General features: G+C 71.3%; 12 protein-coding genes. 8 read left to right on the top strand and 4 right to left on the bottom strand.

Annotation, left to right across the window (positions count from 1 at the left end):
* The first annotated feature begins 204 nt into the window (after nt 1–204).
* The 8 genes from IMZ35_RS07445 (at nt 205) to IMZ35_RS07410 (ending at nt 11486) form a co-directional block, all read left to right on the top strand.
* Nucleotides 205–3204, top strand: coding sequence for an AfsR/SARP family transcriptional regulator (locus IMZ35_RS07445; RefSeq protein WP_199440154.1), 3000 nt, complete (start codon nt 205–207; stop codon nt 3202–3204).
* 825 nt (nt 3205–4029) lie between these two features.
* Nucleotides 4030–5193: an alanine racemase gene (alr, locus tag IMZ35_RS07440; protein WP_199440153.1), complete on the top strand. Its 1164-nt coding sequence runs from the start codon at nt 4030–4032 to the stop codon at nt 5191–5193.
* The gene (locus tag IMZ35_RS07435; RefSeq protein WP_199440152.1) at nt 5186–6280 is read left to right on the top strand and encodes a D-alanine--D-alanine ligase family protein; all 1095 of its coding nucleotides are present in this window, start codon (nt 5186–5188) and stop codon (nt 6278–6280) included. Before alr ends, IMZ35_RS07435 begins: the two co-directional genes overlap by 8 nt.
* 98 nt (nt 6281–6378) lie before the next feature.
* The gene (locus IMZ35_RS07430) at nt 6379–7287 is read left to right on the top strand and encodes an SMP-30/gluconolactonase/LRE family protein (protein ID WP_199440151.1); all 909 of its coding nucleotides are present in this window, start codon (nt 6379–6381) and stop codon (nt 7285–7287) included.
* Nucleotides 7288–7527: 240 nt separating this feature from the next.
* Entirely contained in the window at nt 7528–10053 is a 2526-nt protein-coding gene (locus IMZ35_RS07425) for a sensor histidine kinase (RefSeq protein WP_199440150.1), read from the top strand.
* A 41-nt stretch (nt 10054–10094) separates the two neighbouring features.
* Nucleotides 10095–10535: a roadblock/LC7 domain-containing protein gene (locus tag IMZ35_RS07420; protein ID WP_199440149.1), complete on the top strand. Its 441-nt coding sequence runs from the start codon at nt 10095–10097 to the stop codon at nt 10533–10535.
* Complete coding sequence (locus IMZ35_RS07415) at nt 10535–10912, top strand: DUF742 domain-containing protein (RefSeq protein ID WP_199440148.1); 378 nt, start codon at nt 10535–10537, stop codon at nt 10910–10912. The genes IMZ35_RS07420 and IMZ35_RS07415 overlap by 1 nt, the downstream gene beginning before the upstream one ends.
* Nucleotides 10893–11486 carry a GTP-binding protein gene (locus IMZ35_RS07410; protein WP_199440147.1) on the top strand — a complete coding sequence of 198 codons (594 nt, stop codon included), beginning with the start codon at nt 10893–10895 and terminating at the stop codon, nt 11484–11486. The genes IMZ35_RS07415 and IMZ35_RS07410 overlap by 20 nt, the downstream gene beginning before the upstream one ends.
* A gap of 79 nt (nt 11487–11565) precedes the next feature.
* Here IMZ35_RS07410 and IMZ35_RS07405 read toward each other — a convergent pair whose 3' ends face one another.
* The 4 genes from IMZ35_RS07405 to IMZ35_RS07390 all read right to left on the bottom strand — a co-directional run bounded on the left by IMZ35_RS07405 (nt 11566) and on the right by IMZ35_RS07390 (nt 17311).
* Nucleotides 11566–12942 (bottom strand): tryptophanase, encoded by a 1377-nt coding sequence (locus IMZ35_RS07405; protein ID WP_199440360.1) that lies wholly within the window; start codon nt 12940–12942, stop codon nt 11566–11568.
* Nucleotides 12943–12961: 19 nt separating this feature from the next.
* Nucleotides 12962–14053 (bottom strand): tryptophan dimethylallyltransferase family protein, encoded by a 1092-nt coding sequence (locus IMZ35_RS07400; protein WP_199440146.1) that lies wholly within the window; start codon nt 14051–14053, stop codon nt 12962–12964.
* Nucleotides 14054–14624: 571 nt separating this feature from the next.
* Nucleotides 14625–15491: a 3-hydroxybutyryl-CoA dehydrogenase gene (locus IMZ35_RS07395; protein ID WP_199440145.1), complete on the bottom strand. Its 867-nt coding sequence runs from the start codon at nt 15489–15491 to the stop codon at nt 14625–14627.
* Between the two features lie 44 nt (nt 15492–15535).
* Nucleotides 15536–17311 carry a hypothetical protein gene (locus tag IMZ35_RS07390; protein ID WP_199440144.1) on the bottom strand — a complete coding sequence of 592 codons (1776 nt, stop codon included), beginning with the start codon at nt 17309–17311 and terminating at the stop codon, nt 15536–15538.
* Nucleotides 17312–17344: the final 33 nt, after the last annotated feature.

The raw sequence follows: 17344 nt of genomic DNA, 5'->3' as shown, positions 1-17344 counted from the left end.
GACGCGGGTCGACGCACGAACGGCCCAGGTGGGGGGAGCGCACCGGTGAATTCCGCTGGAGTGCGGGTTGCCGAACACGTACAAGGGTCACAATTCGGTCGGACGAGGGGTCGGGCTCGCACGTCGAGGACTTCCAGCGGTCGAGGGGTTGCACGAGGTCGCGACTGGGAGGCGCTGGCGGCGACGCAGCGGGGGGTGGCGCTGGTGGACGTGCGGTTCTCCGTGCTCGGAACGACGAAGGTCAAGACCGGTGGGGGGTTCGTCGACGCGTGGGGTGCGCCCAAGGAGCGCGCGGTGCTCGGCGTCCTGCTCGTGCACGCGGGGAAGCGGATGTCCACGGGAGCACTGGTCGACTGGGTGTGGGGTGAGGACGCCGACCTCCCCCAGAACCCCGCCGACACGCTCGCCACCTACGCCAAGCGCATCCGCAGAGCGCTGGGCGGGCTCGGCGTGCGGGTGGACCTCTCCGGCCGGGACAACGCGTTCGCGGTCGTGGTGCCGCGACCGTCGGTCGACTTCTTCTCCTTCCGCGAGCAGGTCGAGCGCGGTCGGGTCGCCGCGGCCGGGGGGGACCACCGCACCGCGTGCGAGCTCCTCCAGCGGGCGTTGCGGACGTGGACGGAGCAGCCGCTGGCCGACGTGCGCTCCACCGCGGCGGACACGTGGCGGCGCCGGGTGGAGGAGAACGTGCGCCTGCCCGCGTGGGAGGCGCTGTTCGAGTCCCAGCTCGCGCTCGGCCAGCACCACGCCGTGCTGACGGCGCACGACGACCTCGGCGTCGAGGACCACACGCACCTCGGTCTGCTCACCAAGCGGCTCGAAGCGCTGCACGGGCTGGCGCGCGCCGCCGAGGCGACCGAGCACTTCCTCGCCGTGCACCGCCGGTTGCGGGAGGACGCCGACGACGCGGCCGCGGACGCTCTGCGGCGCGTGCACGACGTTCTCGTGCGCCGCAGCGCCGATCCCGCCGGCCGGGAGGCGCGGCGGGACGAGCGGGTGGTCCCCCACCAGCTTCCGCACCACTTCCCCGACGTCGTGGTGGGACGGGAGGTGCTCGTGTCCGAGGTGGACGCCGTCACGACGCGCGAGGACGGGGAGGCCAAGCCCTGCGTCGTGGTCCTGCACGGCCTCGGCGGGGTGGGGAAGACCGCTCTGGCCGTGCACTGGGCGCTCAACGCGCTGGACCGGTTCCCCGACGGAGACCTCTTCGTCGACCTCGACGGATTCGCGGAGGGCCCCGGCGTGGAGGCCGCCGTGGTGGTCGACCGGTTCCTCGAAGGACTGGGCCATCCGCCGGAGCGATTACCCAACCCCGACGCGCGGGCCAACAAGCTGGCTGCCCTCCTGAGCACGCGCCGGGTGCTCGTGGTGCTCGACAACGCCCGCGGCAGCGACCAGGTGGAGCGGTTGATGCCGCTGCTGTCCCGGTCGGTCGTGGTGATCACGAGCAGGAGCAAGCTCACGGGCCTCGGCTTCCGCTACCACCCGCACCAGTTCCAGGTGGACCCCCTCGACGGGATCGACGCGCGCCGGCTGCTGGCCAGCGGTGTGGGGGCCAGGGCGGTCGGGGAGCCCCGGTCGCTGGAGGCGCTCGCCGACCTGTGCTCCGGACTGCCGATCGCGCTGAAGGTCCTCGCCCAGCACATCGCCGCCCGGCCCGGCGCACCGCTGTCGGACTTCCTCCGGCAGGTGAACGAGGACGTCAAGCTGCTCGACATCGGCGCTGCGGGAGACGGCGTCAAGCACGGCCTGCGAGCCGTGTTCGACCAGTCGGTGCGCGCGCTCGGCGACACCGAGCAGCGCCTGTACCGCCTGCTCGCCCTGCACCCCGGACCGGACGTCACCGTGGCCGTGGCCGCTGCCCTGATGAGCGAGCCCGCAGCGGTGGTGCGCTCCCGGCTGGACGTCCTGGCCGAGGCGCACCTGCTGGAGCAGCCCGGCCTCCTGGACCGCTACCAGTTCCACGACCTGCTGCGGGAGCACGCGGCCGCGCTGATCGCGGACGAGCGGTACGCCGTCGAGCGCCGGGCGGCGGAGCAGCGCGTGCTCGACCACTACTTCAGGACGGCGGCCAACGCGGACGTCGCCGTCTTCCCCCACCACACACGGGTGCTCGAACTGCCGCCGGTCGGGGACGTGGTTCCGCTGACGTTCCCCGACGCGAGTTCGGCGATGCGGTGGTGCAACGAGGAACGCCTGAACCTGAACGCGGTCATCGCCTGGGCCGCCGCGGCCGGTCACCTCGACTACGCGGCGAAGCTGCCGCACGTCGCGGGGGAGATGCTCAAGCGCATGGGGCACTTCGACGACGCGCTGGCCGCGCTGGGGGTGGCGTTGCGCGTCGCGCGGGCGACCGGCGACGTCCTCGGCGAGGCGTACGCGCTGCACAACGCGGGCAACCTCCACCTCCAGCGCAAGGAGTTCGGCCTGGCCGAGGAGCGCCTGCACGAGGCGACCCTGCTCTTCTCGCGCCTCTCGCACGAGGAGGGGGTCGCGTCGAGCGTGCACAACGGCGCGCGCGTCCTCGTCGAGGTGGGCGACCTGGTGCACGGCATCGACGCGCACGAGCGGGCGCTGCTGCTCGTGCGCCGGACGAGGGCGAGCGGCCTGGAAGCGCTGTTCCTCTGCCGCACCGGCGAGGCCCACCGCCTGGCACTGGACCACCGGCGAGCCGCCGAGCGGCTGGAGGAGGGGCTCGAACTGGCCCGCGAGATCGGAGATCCGTTCAGCGAGGCGATCGCTCTCGCGGGTCTGGCCGCGCTGCAACTCGACCGCGAACGCCCCGCGCGTGCGAGGGAGTTCGCCTTCCGGGCGCTGTCCGCGGTGACGCGCACCCGCGACGCGGAGACGGCGGCACGCGCACTGCTCGTGCTGTCGAGAGCCGACCTGCAGCTCGACGACCTCGCCGAGGCCGTGAAGGCGGCTCGCCGGGCCGTCCACCTGTTCCAGCGCTCGCGGACCACCGGGAACGAGACGGACGCCCTGGACGTGCTCGCGCGCGCTCTGCTGGCGGCGGGGCGGCTCGGCGGGGCGGAGGAGGCGTGGGAGAGCGCGAAGGCGCTCAGCGAGGACGACGACGCGCACCGCGCAGCGCGGTTCGACGCCGAACTGGCGCGACTGCGCGCCGTCGCCGTTCCCGAGGCGCGCCCGAGCGAACTTCCAGCCGGTCGTGCAGCAGAGCGTGATGATACGAAACACAGATGAGCTAGTGGTTGAACCTAACGTCCGTTCGGTTTTCTCGGTGCAACATGACGTTTCTTGTGCGGTTATGCGCGATTGGCTGGTCGAGAGCCTGTCGCAGGCAGACGTGCAGGTCAGCTACCGATCGGTAATTGACAATTCGCCTTTCGGCGATTAATCACGGTGTGGAACATCTCGCTCTGTCGAGCACCCCGTTAGAATGAAGCTGTTGTGCCAGGTGCATACTCTCGATCCGATGATTACAGGTCACATCGAATCGGAGGCCCTGTGCGTACGACGCTGACGCTGACACTCGTCGCGGTGGTGCTGCTCGTGTCCGGGTGCAGTCAGCTCTGGGTCAGTTAGCGCGTCGCCGACGCGCGCTGCGCGAAGCGCGTGCGAACGCGCGCCGGCGCCACGTCGACGACGTGCACCGGACTCGCAGCAGGAGAACGGCGCGGATGGCGCTGGACGTTCCCCGGAACGTCCAGCGCCATCCGCGTGAAGCGGGCACAGCGCCGCGCGTCCCCTGCCCCCGCGTGCTGTGGGGGTCGTCACCGCGATGGCGCGAACGGCGCAATACGCATCCTCTCCCCACCTGTCAACAGGTCCGTGTCACCTGTCGCCGAGGTCCTGCCTGTTCGGGCAACGACTCGCGACAACCCTCGTCTCGCACCGGCCGGTGGCGCATGCTTGCGCCGCTGACGGGCCGGGACGACCGATTCGCGCGCGACGACGTGGGAGCTCTCCCGGCTCGCCTCCGCGTGCCCGGAGGCGCCAGGACCCGCGGCGCGCGCTCCGCGGACGCGACGCACCGGGATCACGACGAGGACCTTGCGAACGGATCAGATGACACCATCCACGACGCGCACCGCCGAGGCCACCGTCGACCTCGACGCCATCGCGCACAACACGGCCGTGTTCGCCGGTCGCACGGACGCCGTGGTGATGGCCGTGGTCAAGGCGGACGGTTTCGGTCACGGCGCGCTGCCCGTGGCGCGGGCGGCGCTGGCCTCGGGGGCGACCTGGCTGGGCGTCACCACGTGCGCCGAGGCGATGGCGTTGCGCCGCGGCGGCGTCGTCGCACCCGTCCTCAGCTGGCTGCACGCGCACGACGAGGACTTCCGGCCGTTGATCGGCAACGACGTCGACCTGTCCGTGTCGTCGCTGGAACACCTCGACGGGATCGCCGGGTGCGCCGCTGACGTCGGCGGTGTGGCCAACGTGCACCTCAAGGTGGACACCGGCCTGCACCGCAACGGCGCCCGCGCGCAGGACTGGGCCGACCTCGTCCGCCGCGCGCGCGACCTGGAGCGCGCCGGGCTGCTGCACGTGCGCGGCCTGTGGTCGCACCTGATCAGCGGGTCCGACGCCCGCGCCGAGAGCGTCGGCCGCCAGGTGGCGCTGTTCGACGACGCGGTGGCGCACGCGCGCGAGGCCGGTCTGCGGCCAGAGGTGCGGCACCTGGCCAACTCCGCCGCCGCCCTGGACGCCCCCGAGACGCACTACGAACTCGTGCGGCCCGGCATCGGCCTCTACGGCGCCGAACCCGATCCCCGGCACGGGCACGGCCTGCGCGGCGCGATGACGCTGCGGGCCCGCCTGGTCCTCGCCAAGCGGGTGCCGCGGGGCAGCGGTGTGTCCTACGAGCACGACTACACGACACCGCGGGACACCACGCTGGGGCTCGTGCCGCTGGGCTACGCCGACGGCGTGCCCCGCAGCGCGGGGACGTCCGCACGGGTGTGGATCGACGGACGCCTCCACCCGGTCGCCGGACGCGTCGCGATGGACCAGTTCGTCGTCGACCTCGGCGGCGCCGCGGCGCAGGCCGGTGACGAGGTCGTCCTGTTCGGGCCGGGCGACGACGGCGAGCCGACGGTCCTGGACTGGGCGACCTGGGCCGGGACGATCCCGCACGAGGTCTTCACCGGAATCGGCACGCGAGTGCCGCGTCGTCACGTCGGTGAGCGAGCGCTCGCCGGCCGAGTTGAGGAGTCCCTGATTGGCTGAGGCCAAGATCGCGCTGGCCGTCGTGTTCGGCGGGCGCAGCGGTGAGCACGAGGTGTCGTGCAAGTCCGCGGCCAGCATCCTGGCGCACCTGGACCGCGGGCGCTACGACGTGCTCCCCGTCAAGATCTGCCGCGACGGCCGGTGGGTCGTGGGCGAGGACGCCCCCGAGGTGTTCCAGCGGGGAGGCGACGAGGCCCTCGCGCTCCTGGACAGCGGCTTCCGCTCCGGTCGCGAGGCCGGCGTGATGTCGAGCATGGCGGCCGCCGTGGCGCGGCTGAGCACGGTCGACGTGGTGTTCCCCGCTCTGCACGGCCCCCAGGGCGAGGACGGCACGCTCCAGGCGGTCTTCGAGATGGCCGGGACCGTGTTCGTGGGCAACGGGGTGCTCGCCAGCGCGCTGGGCATGGACAAGGAGTTCACCAAGAAGGTGCTCGCCTCCGCCGGGCTCGCCGTCGCCGACGGCGTGGTGCTGCGCGAGGCCACCGACGACGTGACTCCGGCCGAGCGCGAGCGGCTGGGCCTGCCGGTGTTCGTCAAGCCCTCGCGCGCCGGGTCGAGCCTCGGTGTGTCCAAGGTGGACGACTGGGACGAGCTGCCCGCCGCGCTGGCGCTGGCCCGCGCGAGCGACACCAAGGTGCTGGTCGAGGCGTCGGTGCCGGGCCGCGAGATCGACGTGGGCGTGCTGGAGCGGCCGGGCGGCGAGATCGAGGCGAGCCCGCCGCTGGAGATCCTCACCACGAACGACCACGGGTTCTTCGACTACACCGCCAAGTACACCGACGCGCAGACGGTGCTGGACGTCCCCGCGAAGGTGGACCCCGCGATCGTGGCGCGGCTGCACGAGGAGGCGGCGCGGGCGTTCCGCGCGCTGGACTGCTCCGGCCTGCTGCGGGTGGACTTCTTCGTCACCCCGGACGGCGACACCGTGGTCAACGAGGTCAACACCTTCCCCGGCTTCACCCGCGCCTCGCAGTACCCGGCCATGTGGAGCGCCGCGGGCCTGGAGTACGGCGCGCTGCTGGACGTGCTGATCGACACGGCGCTGTGGCGGGCGGGGCTGCTGGCGGTGACACCCGACCCGGTGTGATCCGGCGCGTTCGCCGGGGGGAGGTCGACGCGCGCGACGCGGTGCGAAACACTGCTCGGCGTTCCGCGTCACCCCGACGAACGACGAGGAGTGCACCCGTGATCCGCAGATCCGGCATCGTCGCAGCAGTGGTCGTCGCGTTCTCGCTGGCAGTCGCCGCACCGGCGTCGGCCGGCGGGCCCGGCGGTGCGTTCCCCGCCGAGTTCGCCCTGCCCGCCGGTTTCCAGCCGGAGGGCATCGCGATCTCGGGCACGACGGCGTACTTCGGCTCGCGCGTCGACGGCGACGTCTACGCCGCCGACCTGCGCACCGGTCGCGGCCGGGTGCTCGCCGAGGGACCGGGCACGCAGTCGCTGGGCGTGAAGGTCGACGATCGCGGACGCCTGTTCGTGGCGGGCGGCGCGGGCGGCGACGGCCGGGTGATCGACACCCGCACCGGCCGCCTGCTGGCGAGCCACCGCTTCGCCGCCGACGCCGACACCTTCGTCAACGACGTGGTGCTCACCCGCGACGGGGCCTGGTTCACCGACTCGCGCAAGGCGGTGCTGTACCGGCTGTCCGGCCGCGGCGAGGTGTCGACGCTGCCGCTCGCGGGAGTTGCGATCACGCCCGGAGCGACGAACCTCAACGGCGTCGTCGACGGCCCGGACGGCCGGTCGCTGCTGGTGGTGCAGAGCAACACCGGTGTGCTGCACCGGATCGACCCGCGCTCCGGCGTCGCGACGCCCGTGGACCTGGGCGGCGTCGCGCTGACCCACGGGGACGGCCTGCTGCGCGAGGGCCGCACCTTGTACGTGGTGCAGAACCGGCTGAACACCGTCCTGGGGTTCCGGCTCGACGCCGACGGCCGCCGCGGTGAACTCGTCGCGACGATCACCGACCCGAGGTTCGACGTCCCGAGCACCGTCGCCTCCCTCGGACACCGCCTGTACCTGCCGAACGCCCGGTTCACGACGCCTCCGACACCGACGACCGAGTACTCCGTCGTCGCGGTGGACGAGCCGTGAGCAGCACCGATGCGGCCGGTTTCCCGCCACGGAGCCGAATGGGCAGCCTCCTTTCGGCCGCTATCACTCGGCTGAGTAGTCTCCACGTCGCGCGCTGCGCGTGATTGCTGCCTCTTGGTGACATTGATCTTGCGGTGTTACCGTCTCGTTGCAAATCGGTGATCTGATAGCGAGTACTGCTGTCACGCGCAGTGCATGACAAATGCCCCTTGGTGAACGTCACGATCCTGCTGGAGCGCTGTGAAGCAGAAGGACGGTCCGGAGACCAACCAGAAGACCATCCGGTCCCGGCTCACCGGTGTCGTGGTGGTGCCCAGCGCCATCCTCCTGGTGATGTGGGCCCTGTTCTCGTCCTACACGGCGTACGACGGGTTCTACCTCAGATCCGTCGCCTCCGGTGTGAAGGACGCGTCGATCCCCGCCGTGCAGACGTTCGCGGCGATCCAGAAGGAGCGCGAGCTCAGCATGACGGTGCTGAGCCAGCCGAACGTCGACGACTCGGAACTGCGAGCCCAGCAGCTGCGGACCGACGACGAGATCCGCGACATGACCGTGGCGCTGCAGGAGCTGGCCGGTCAGGCTCCGCCCGAGATCGTGGAGAAGATCGACGAACTCGACCGGCAGCTCGAACAGTTGTCGCAGCGCCGCACCCAGATCGAGCTCGGTCAGGCGGACAAGAAGGAGGTGTACGTCTACTACAACACCCTCCTCGACGCCGGTGGCGCGCTGTTCGGCGTGCAGGCGCGCGTCGTGCCCGACGCGACCGCGGTGCAGGACGCGCTCGCCGCCACCCAGTACTTCCAGGTGGCCGACTGGATGTCGCGAGCCAGCTCCCTGGCGTCCGGTGCGCTCGCCGCCGGCCAGTTCGCCACCGAGGAGCACCTGGAGTTCACGAACCTCGTCGGCGCCTACCGCTCCCTGCTGAGCACCACCTCGCCGTTCGCCCTGCCGAACATCCGCGCGCACCACCAGCGGATGATCGACGGCGACCAGTGGCGGACGCTCGTCGAGATGGAGAACCAGCTCGTCGCGAGCCCTCCGCAGCGGTCGTCGAACAACAGCAGCAGCAACAGCGACGACGAACCGCTCCCGGTCCAGCTCTCGGCGTGGCAGAACGCGGCAGCGCCCGTCTCGGACGAGCTGCTGGCGCTGGTCTCCGAGCAGGCGACCCAGACCGCGGAGAACACGCTCGCCACCGGTGAGAACAAGTTCCAGACGGTCATCATCGGCTCGCTCGTCGCGCTGCTCGCCGTGATCGCCGGGATCGTGGCGGCCGTGCGGATCTCCAACAGCCTGGTCAACCGCGCGCTCGTCACCCGCCTGGCCGACCTGAAGAAGGACGCGCTGGCGCTGGCCCACGAGGGCCTGCCGAACATCGTGGACCGGCTGCGCCGGGGTGAGCAGGTCGACGTGGAGGCCGAGGTCCCGCAGCTCGACTACGGCAGCGACGAGATCGGCCAGGTGGCCGACGCGTTCAACGCCGCGCAGTACACCGCGGTCGCCGCGGCGGTCAAGGAGGGCCAGGCCCGCGAGGGCATCAACCGCGTCTTCCTCGACATCGCACACCGCAACCAGGGCCTCGTGCACCGCCAGCTCAAGATCCTCGACAAGCTGGAGCGCGAGGAGGAGAACCCCGAGCAGCTCGACTCGCTCTTCCAGCTCGACCACCTCGCGACCCGCGCGCGCCGCAACGCCGAGAACCTGATCATCCTCGCCGGTGAGCAGCCGGGGCGGCAGTGGCGCAAGCCCGTCCGTCTGATCGACGTCCTGCGCGCCGGTGTCGCCGAGACCGAGCAGTACGTGCGCGTGAAGGTCAACCCGGTGCCCGAGACCGCGCTCGTGGGCGCGGCGGTCGCCGACACGATCCACCTGATCGCCGAGCTGGTCGACAACGCCACCGCGTTCTCCTCGCCCCGCTCGCAGGTGCAGGTCCACACGAGCGAGGTCCCGCAGGGCGTCGTCGTGGAGATCGAGGACCACGGTCTGGGCATGAGTCCGGAGGACCGCGAGGCGGCGAACGCGATGTTCGCCGACCCGCCCGAGTTCGACGCCATGTCGCTCAAGGGCGAGTCCCGCCTCGGTCTGTTCGTGATCGCGCGCCTGGCCGTTCGCCGGGGCGTCAAGGTCGAACTGCGCGAATCCCCCTACGGCGGAACGCTGGCGATGGTCCTGATCCCCAGCGAGGTCATCGCCGGCCCGGTGTCGGCCGTCGACCCGGCGGACACCACCCAGTTGCCGCGCCGGAGCTACGCGGGCGAGCACCACGAGCAGAACCCCGTTCCGCAGCAGCAGCAGGGTGACTCGGCGCAGGACGCCAGGTTTCCCGAGTTCACCAGCGAGCTGGACGGCTTCTGGGCCCAGGCCGAAGCTGATGCCGACCAGGATTCCCAGCCAGAGGACGAGCGACTGACCCGTGAGATCCAGATGCCACAGCGACCTCGTGATCCCCAGCGCGACCCCCAGCGCGATCTCCAGCGCAACCCCCAGCTCCCTCCGCCTCCTCCACCCACCGGTGAGAACCGCTGGCCGGTGGACGACCCGGAGGGCACCAGGGGCCCGGACGGCCGTCCGCAACTGCCCCGCCGGCGTCGCCAGCAGAACCTGGCGCCGCAGCTCGCCAACGAAGACTTCGTCCCGCCCGCACCTCCGCCGCTGAATCCCGTCAAGGACGTCGAGAAGTCGGCAGAACGGAGCCGTACCGGACTTTCGGCCTTCCAGCAGGGAACCCGTGACGCCCGGCGCACGGACCACACCCTCGAACCGTGATTCGTCGTTGATCCGTGGAGACTGAAAGGGACGCCCTCCACATGAACGAGATGACTACTCAGCACAACGAACTGAACTGGTTGTTGGAGGACCTCGTGGGCCGCGTCGTCGGTGCGCGCCACGCCGTGGTCCTGTCCGCCGACGGCCTGCTGCTGGGAAGATCTCCCGGACTGTCCAAGGACGACTCGGACCACCTGTCGGCCATGGCCTCCGCGTTCCAGAGCCTCGCGCGCGGCACCGGCCGCCACTTCGGCGGCGGCCAGGTGCGGCAGACCATCGTCGAGATGGAGCACGCCTACCTGTTCGTCACGGCCGCCGGACACGGCGCCTGCCTCGCGGTCCTCAGCGACGAGGACGCGGACATGGGCATGATCGCCTACGAGATGAACATGCTCGTCAAGCGCGTCGGGAACTACTTGTCCGCAGCACCGCGGGGTGGAGTGAACCCCGGCGCGATGCCGGCCGCGCGCAGGTCGTCCTGATGGCGGGGGCCGGCCAGGAGGACTGGTGGTACGACGAGGCGGCCGGCCCGCTGGTCCGGCCGTACGCGATGGTCAGGGGACGCACCCGGCCGGTGCGCAGCGAGCTGCACCTGGTGACCCAGGTGCGGGCGATGCGCAACGCGTCGGACCCCGATTCGCTGACGGTGGAGCACTTGGAGATCATGAAGCTCTGCCAGCGGCCGTTGTCGGTGGCGGAGGTGGCCGCGTACCTCGACCTGCCGTTGCAGGTCGTCAAGGTGCTGCTCAGCGATCTCGTCCAGCGTGGTGACGTGATCGTCCGAGACCCGTCCAGGGTCACGGAAATCCCCGACCGGAACCTACTGCAGGCGGTGCTCGATGGTGTCCGTGGAATCTGAGCAGCGCGGTGGCGAGCTGCTCGTTCCCACCGCGGTGAAGATCGTGATCGCCGGAGGCTTCGGCACCGGCAAGACCACGATGGTCAAGTCCGTCAGCGAGATCCCTCCTCTGCAGACGGAGGAACTCCTGACCGAGGCCAGCGTCGGCGTCGACGACGTCGTCGGCGTCGAGGGCAAGGACACGACCACGGTCGCCCTCGACTTCGGGCGCATCACGATCAACCCCTCGATCGTGCTGTACCTGTTCGGCACGCCGGGGCAGAACCGCTTCTGGTTCATGTGGGACGAGCTGGCTCACGGCGCGATCGGCGCGATCGTCCTGGTCGACACGCGGCGGCTCGACAGCAGCTTCCCGTCGATCGACTTCTTCGAGCGCAGGAACATCCCGTTCATCGTGGCGGTGAACTGCTTCGACGGTGCGCACAGCTACACCGTCGAGGAGGTCAGGGGTGCGCTCGACGTGGACGCCGCCATCCCGGTCGTGCTGTGCGACGTGCGCGATCGGGAGTCCAGCAAGGCCGTGCTGATCGACCTGATCGAACACACCATGGCGCGGCTCGACGCGATGGCGTGACGACACCCGCCCGTGCCGTCGCGGCGACGCGACGGCACGGGCGCCGGTGGAGCCGGTGGTGGTGCCGGGCCCGGCACCGCTACCGGGCGTCCGCCGGGACCTGCTCCAGGCGGCACTTGAAGTGCCGCAGGATCGGGGGAGACTCCACCAGCCGGTAGCCGGGGACCCGCTCCGGGCGCTTCGCGATCTGCGCGAGGGTCTCGGCCACGTACTCCAGGTGGCTCTGCGTGTAGACGCGGCGGGGAATGGCCAGCCGCACCAGCTCGTAGGGCGCCGGTCGCTGCAACTCGCCGTCGTCGTCGATCTCGCCGAGGTAGAGGGAGCCCAGTTCGGCGCAGCGGACACCGCCCGCCAGGTACAGCTCGGTGGCCAGCGCGTGACCGGGGAACAGTCGCGGCGGGAGGTGCGGCAGCAGCCGCCCCGCGTTGAGGTAGAGCGCGTGGATTCCCGGTGGCCGCACGATGTCCACCCCCGCGTCGGCGACGAGCTGGGCGAGGTGCGAGGTCTGCGCGGCCCGCGCGCCGAGGTAGGCGGGGTCGGTGACCTCCAGCAGGCCCTGCGCGAGCATGTCCAGCTCGCGACCGGACAGCCCGCCGTAGGTCGTGAAGCCCTCTCCGGCGATGAGCAGCAGTTCGCACCGCTTGGCGAGCTCGGGATCGCGCATCGCGACGATCCCTCCCATGTGGACGATGCCGTCCTTCTTCAGGCTCGCCACGCAGCCGTCGGCCAGCGCGAACGCCTCCTCGGCGACCTCGCGCGGTGAGACGTTCGCGTAGCCGGGTTCCCGCTGGGTCACCAGCCAGGCGTTCTCCGCGAACCGGGCGGCGTCGAGGAAGTACGGCACGCCGTAGCGGCGGCAGATGTCGCGCGCGGCCCGCAGGTTCGCCATCGACACCGGCTGGCCGCCGCCGCCGTTGTTGGTGATCGTCATGACCACGACGCCGACGTTGCCCGCGCCGGGCTCCCCGAGGATGCGCTCCAGCTGCACCAGGTCGATGTCGCCCTTGAAGGGGAAGTCGCCGTCGAGGTTCTTCGCCTCCGGGCACGGCAGGTCCCGCGCCGTGCACCCCAGCAGTTCCACGTTGGCGCGCGTCGTGTCGAAGTGGGTGTTGCTGATCGACACCTGGCCGGGCTTCAGCAGCGCCGAGAACAGGATGCGCTCGGCCGCGCGGCCCTGGTGCACGGGGAAGAAGTGCGGGTAGGACGTGAGGTCCGCGATCACCTCGCGGAAGCGGTAGTACGACCTCGCGCCCGCGTACGACTCGTCACCCCTGGTGCCCGCGGCCTGCTGCTCGGCGGAGATCGCCCCCGTGCCGGAGTCGCTGAGCAGGTCGATGGTGACCTGGTCGGCCCGCAGGTTGAACGGGTTGTAGCCCGCGTCGGCCATCGCGTGCTCTCGTTCGGCGCGCGTGGTGATCGGGATCGGCTCCACGACCTTGATGCGGTACGGCTCCATCAGGGGCACGGCGAAACTCCTAGTTGGCCAGTCGGAGTGGGCGGGGAGCGGTGACGCCGTAGGCCTCGGACGACAGGTAGGTGGTGACACCGGGCCGGGGGCGTCCGAGGCGCAGCGACACGTGGGCGATGAGGCCGGCGCCGTCGGTGAGCGGTCTGCCCGCCACGGCGTTCAGCGCGTTCTCGAAACCGGTCGGGTCGATGCCGCACCGCTGCAGGACCGCGAGCACCCTGGTCCGCGCCTCCGCGTCGTCGGCGACGTAGTCGCGGATCGGCACGTAGAGCGAGTAGCCGCTGGGCCGGTCCCGATCGTCGTCGACGAAGGTGTAGCTGGAGATCAGCGGTCGGCCGGTGAACGGGCCGGGTCCGCCGGTCAGCAGGCAGAAGTCCGGGACGCGCTCGGCGTCGACGCCCCGCGCGGCGCTCGCCGCGCGCTCGACGACGGCGACGTCGGCGTCCTCGTGGGAGACGTAGACCTTCACCCGCGAGTGATCACCCTCGTCGAGGTCCAGCGCGAAGAAGGAGAACCGGTCGAGTCCGCCGGGGCGGCTCAGCGCGTGGGCGGTGATCGTGGAGTGGCCCGCGCTGAAGCCGAGCCGTCGCAGGCCCTCCTGCACGAGGGACGGACCCTGGTCGACGCCGCGCACGTCGGGGTTGAAGTAGACCTTGATCGCCGGGAGCGCGCCTCGCCGGAACACCAGGGAGAACCACAGGCTGAACGCGCCCTGCGGGTTCTCCGGGAGGAACAGGTCGCGCACCGCGTGGAAGCGGTCCAGCGACAGGCCGAACCGCTCGGTCAGCGCACCGAGGACGTGCAGCGAGGTGTGGAGGTTGCCCGCCCTGCCGGGAGGATCGGCGATCGTCTCGACCAGCACCCGCACGGCGGGGTCGTCGTCGCCGAAGGCCGTGGAGAACTCCACCGGTGTCCGGTCGTCGGAGACGTCGGACGGCCACACCGGTGATTCCGAGACCGGCCGGGCCGCGGCGGGCCCCAGTGCGTCGTGCAGCAGTCGAACGGATGTTTCAGTGGTTTCCTGCAAACCCACTGAATGGAGGAGTGCGGTGAGTTGTTGACCGGTGAAATCGCGCAGAGAGGCATCGGCGTCGTCCATCACGGTTTCTTCTCCTCGTCAGGTGCGCCCGAGAAGTTACGCCAAGCGAACCAAACTTGTCCACCCGTGCGGGTGTTGCTCGCGTCGTCCGGCGGTCGGGCGGTCGTGAGCGCGCCGCTTGGTCCCGCGTTGCTGTTCGCGCATGTGAGAGCGAACTGGAGGCGTGAAGTGCGGTCGTCTCCGCAGTCCGTGGTGATGGTTCCACAGGGATCGTACGGGTCCGCGCTCGCCTGGACATCAGCCTGATGGAGTAGTCGTCCGGGCAGTTTTGGTAACGGACAGTGCAGGATAGCGCTGGTATTTCGTCTTCTGTCAACACGGTAATTTTTGACGAGGAGATGTGGTAAGGGGTGCGCTCGCCCCGGCCAGCGGCAGGTGTCCCCGTGCGAGCATTAATTCGCGCGGGACCATGTTTCTCACGTTGTGTTCTGAGCGGTGGTGTGCACGCCGGTGGCGGACGGCGGCGGTTCAGTCGTTCGGCCGTGCGCCGATCACTCTGCGGTGCGGGTGTCGGCGGTGGACGACGCGCGGCGCCGCGCGTTCGCGAGAACCGGCGCCGCGCGTTCGCCGGTCAGGCGGCGGAGTAGTCGTGGAAGCCCCGGCCGCTCTTCTTCCCCAGCAGGCCGGCGTCGACCATGCGCAGCAGCAGCGGCGGCGGGGAGTACAGCGGCTCCTTGAACTCCTCGTACATGGACTCGGCGATGGCCTTGGTCGTGTCCAGGCCGATCAGGTCGGCCAGCCGCAGCGGCCCCATCGGGTGCGCGCAGCCCAGCACCATGCCGTTGTCGATGTCGTGCGCGGAGGCGAACCCGGACTCCAGCATCCGGATCGACGACAGCAGGTAGGGGATCAGCAGGGCGTTGACGACGAAGCCCGCGCGGTCCTGGGAGCGGATGACCTCCTTGCCCAGCACGCCGGTGACGAACGCCTCGGCCCTGGCCCGCGTCTCCTCCGCGGTCAGCAGCGACGGCACCAGCTCCACCAGCTTGAGCACCGGCACCGGGTTGAAGAAGTGCACGCCGACGACCTGCTCGGGACGGCTCGTGGCCATGCCCAGCTTCATGATCGGGATGGACGAGGTGTTCGACGCGAAGATCGCCTCGCGGTCGGTGACCACCTTGTCCAGCGCCGCGAACACGTCCGTCTTGACCTGCTCGTTCTCCGCGACGGCCTCGACGACCAGGTTCCGGTCGGCGAAGTCGCCCAGGTCGGTGGTGAAGCGCAGGCGCTCCAGCGCGCCGTCCCGGTCGGCCTCCGTCAGCTTGCCGCTGCGCACACCGCGACCGAGCGAGGCGGCGATCCGGTCCTTCGCGGCCTGCGTGGCTCCGGCGTCCACCTCGGCGACCAGCACGTCGAGGCCCGCCCTGGCGCAGACCTCCGCGATGCCGGACCCCATGAGGCCCGAGCCCACCACTCCCACACGTCGAATGTCGCTCACGAGTCCGATCCTGCCAGGTGGGAACCGGGGCCGTGCGGTGGTGGTCAGCCGGACGCGGGCGGCCCCGCCACCACGCCGTCCACGCAGACGCCGGCCGTCGCCTCCGTGGTCCACAGCGTCACGGAGCTGAACGGATCGGGCACGACCACGTGCAGGGTGTGCAGGCCGGTGTCGAAGCGCACCTCGACCTCCCGGCCACCGGCGCGCAGCACCCCGGCCCCGGCTGCGCCGGTGAAGTAGTCCAGGCGCACCACCTGACGCGGAGCGGTCATCGGTGCGCTCAGCGGGATCTCCACCGGGTTGCGCCCCACGGGGTGACCGCACTCCGGCACCGTTCCCGCCGCGCCGGTCGCCCGGACGTCCACGGTCAGCGGCCGCGGGTTCCCCAGGTCGTCCACGACGTGCAGCGTCTCCGCCGGGCCGTCGAAGCGCGGCGCCACCTCCGGCACCACCCGCACGACCTCCGAGAGGTTCGACAGGTCGCCGAACCAGGGGTTCATCATCTCCACCGGCACCCGCCGGTCGTAGAGCACCACGGCGGGATCGCGCCGCAGCCCCTCGCGCAGCGTCGCCACGTACCGCTCGGTGGCCGCCGTGCGGCCGCCGTCGTCGGCGCGCACCACCGTCACGGCGGAACCGGCCACGACCACGACGCCCAGGGCGGCCAGCGCGGCACCGCCGCGGCCGGACACCGGGCGGGGCGCGGCGCCGGGCGCGCAGAACGCCAGCGCCGCGCACAGCACCGCCACCGGGACGGCGTCGGCGACGTAGCGCGGATCGCCGCCGATCACGCTGCCGATCACCGACAGCCGCGTCACGCCGACCAGGACCACGGCGACCGCGAGGTACCCGGTGAGCAGCAGCCACGCCAGTGCCGCCCGCCGGCGGCCGACCAGCAGACCGGTGACGACGACCGCCGCCGCGACCGCCCACAGCGTCAGCCGCACGGGCAGCGGCGGCACCGCCCACGCGGTCGGTCCCTCGGTGCTGAGCAGCCACGGTCCGCCCAGCACGCCGGGCACGAACGTGTCGGCGATCATCCGCGGCGCCAGCGCGAGCCACTGCGAGGCGGCGGAGGGACCACCGGCCACGGCGTCGTCGGCGAGCGCCACGTACCCGGCGGCGAGCGCGAGCAGCAGCGCGGTGTGCGCGGCGATCGAGCGCCGGTGCGCCCGCAACCCGAACGCGATGCCGGTGACCGCGATCAGCACCGGCACGGCCAGCAGCGCCTTCTGCCAGCACAGCGCGCCCGTCACCACCCACAGCAGACCCGCCACCAGATCGCGGGTGCGGCCGGTGAGGACGTGCCGCACCTGGGCGTCGACCGCGCCGATCAGGGTGAGCACCATCGGCACCACCTGGAGCGCGAAGCCCCACCAGCGCGTGGAGACCAGCAGCAGCGGTGAGCAGGTGAACACCGCGAACGGCGTCAGCAGCGCCCACCGCGCGGTGAACAGGCGCACCAGCAGCCGCCACAGCAGCGCCGCCGCCGCGCCGTGCAGGAGCAGCAGGGGAGCGACGGCGAGGGGGAAGTTCAGCGGCGAGATCGCGGTGACGGCCCACACCAGCAGGAACTGGCCGGGCATGAGGTGGCCGTTGTAGCCGGTGAACAGCAGTTCCGGCGTCAGCGGCTGGTCGGTGACGCGGATCAGGTAGCGGAAGTCGTCCTGCCAGAAGAAGCCCCGCGGGAGGGTGACCGCCTGGAACGCCAGCGGCAGCAGGGCCAGCAGCGCCGCGGCGGCGAACACCGGCCACGACCGGCGGCGCACGGCCTGCGCCGGCGCGCTCGAACTGTCCGCGACGTCCTCGGCGACGGTCATGCGCGGCCCCCCGCTTCTGCGCTGGGAAGACCG

Origin of the sequence: Umezawaea beigongshangensis, from assembly GCF_016464305.1 — a bacterium.
GTDB lineage: Bacteria > Actinomycetota > Actinomycetes > Mycobacteriales > Pseudonocardiaceae > Umezawaea_A > Umezawaea_A beigongshangensis.
Note: the sequence above shows the minus strand (reverse complement) of the source record. Positions and strands in the feature narration are given on the sequence as shown.

Excerpts from the sequence above, each read along its gene's own strand:
- IMZ35_RS07390 (WP_199440144.1), bottom strand. The coding sequence starts at position 17,311 with ATGACCGTCGCCGAGGACGTCGCGGACAGTTCGAGCGCGCCGGCGCAG.
- IMZ35_RS07400 (WP_199440146.1), bottom strand. The coding sequence starts at position 14,053 with ATGGACGACGCCGATGCCTCTCTGCGCGATTTCACCGGTCAACAACTC.
- IMZ35_RS07410 (WP_199440147.1), top strand. The coding sequence starts at position 10,893 with ATGGTGTCCGTGGAATCTGAGCAGCGCGGTGGCGAGCTGCTCGTTCCC.
- IMZ35_RS07420 (WP_199440149.1), top strand. The coding sequence starts at position 10,095 with ATGAACGAGATGACTACTCAGCACAACGAACTGAACTGGTTGTTGGAG.
- IMZ35_RS07415 (WP_199440148.1), top strand. The coding sequence starts at position 10,535 with ATGGCGGGGGCCGGCCAGGAGGACTGGTGGTACGACGAGGCGGCCGGC.
- alr (WP_199440153.1), top strand. The coding sequence starts at position 4,030 with ATGACACCATCCACGACGCGCACCGCCGAGGCCACCGTCGACCTCGAC.
- IMZ35_RS07405 (WP_199440360.1), bottom strand. The coding sequence starts at position 12,942 with ATGGAGCCGTACCGCATCAAGGTCGTGGAGCCGATCCCGATCACCACG.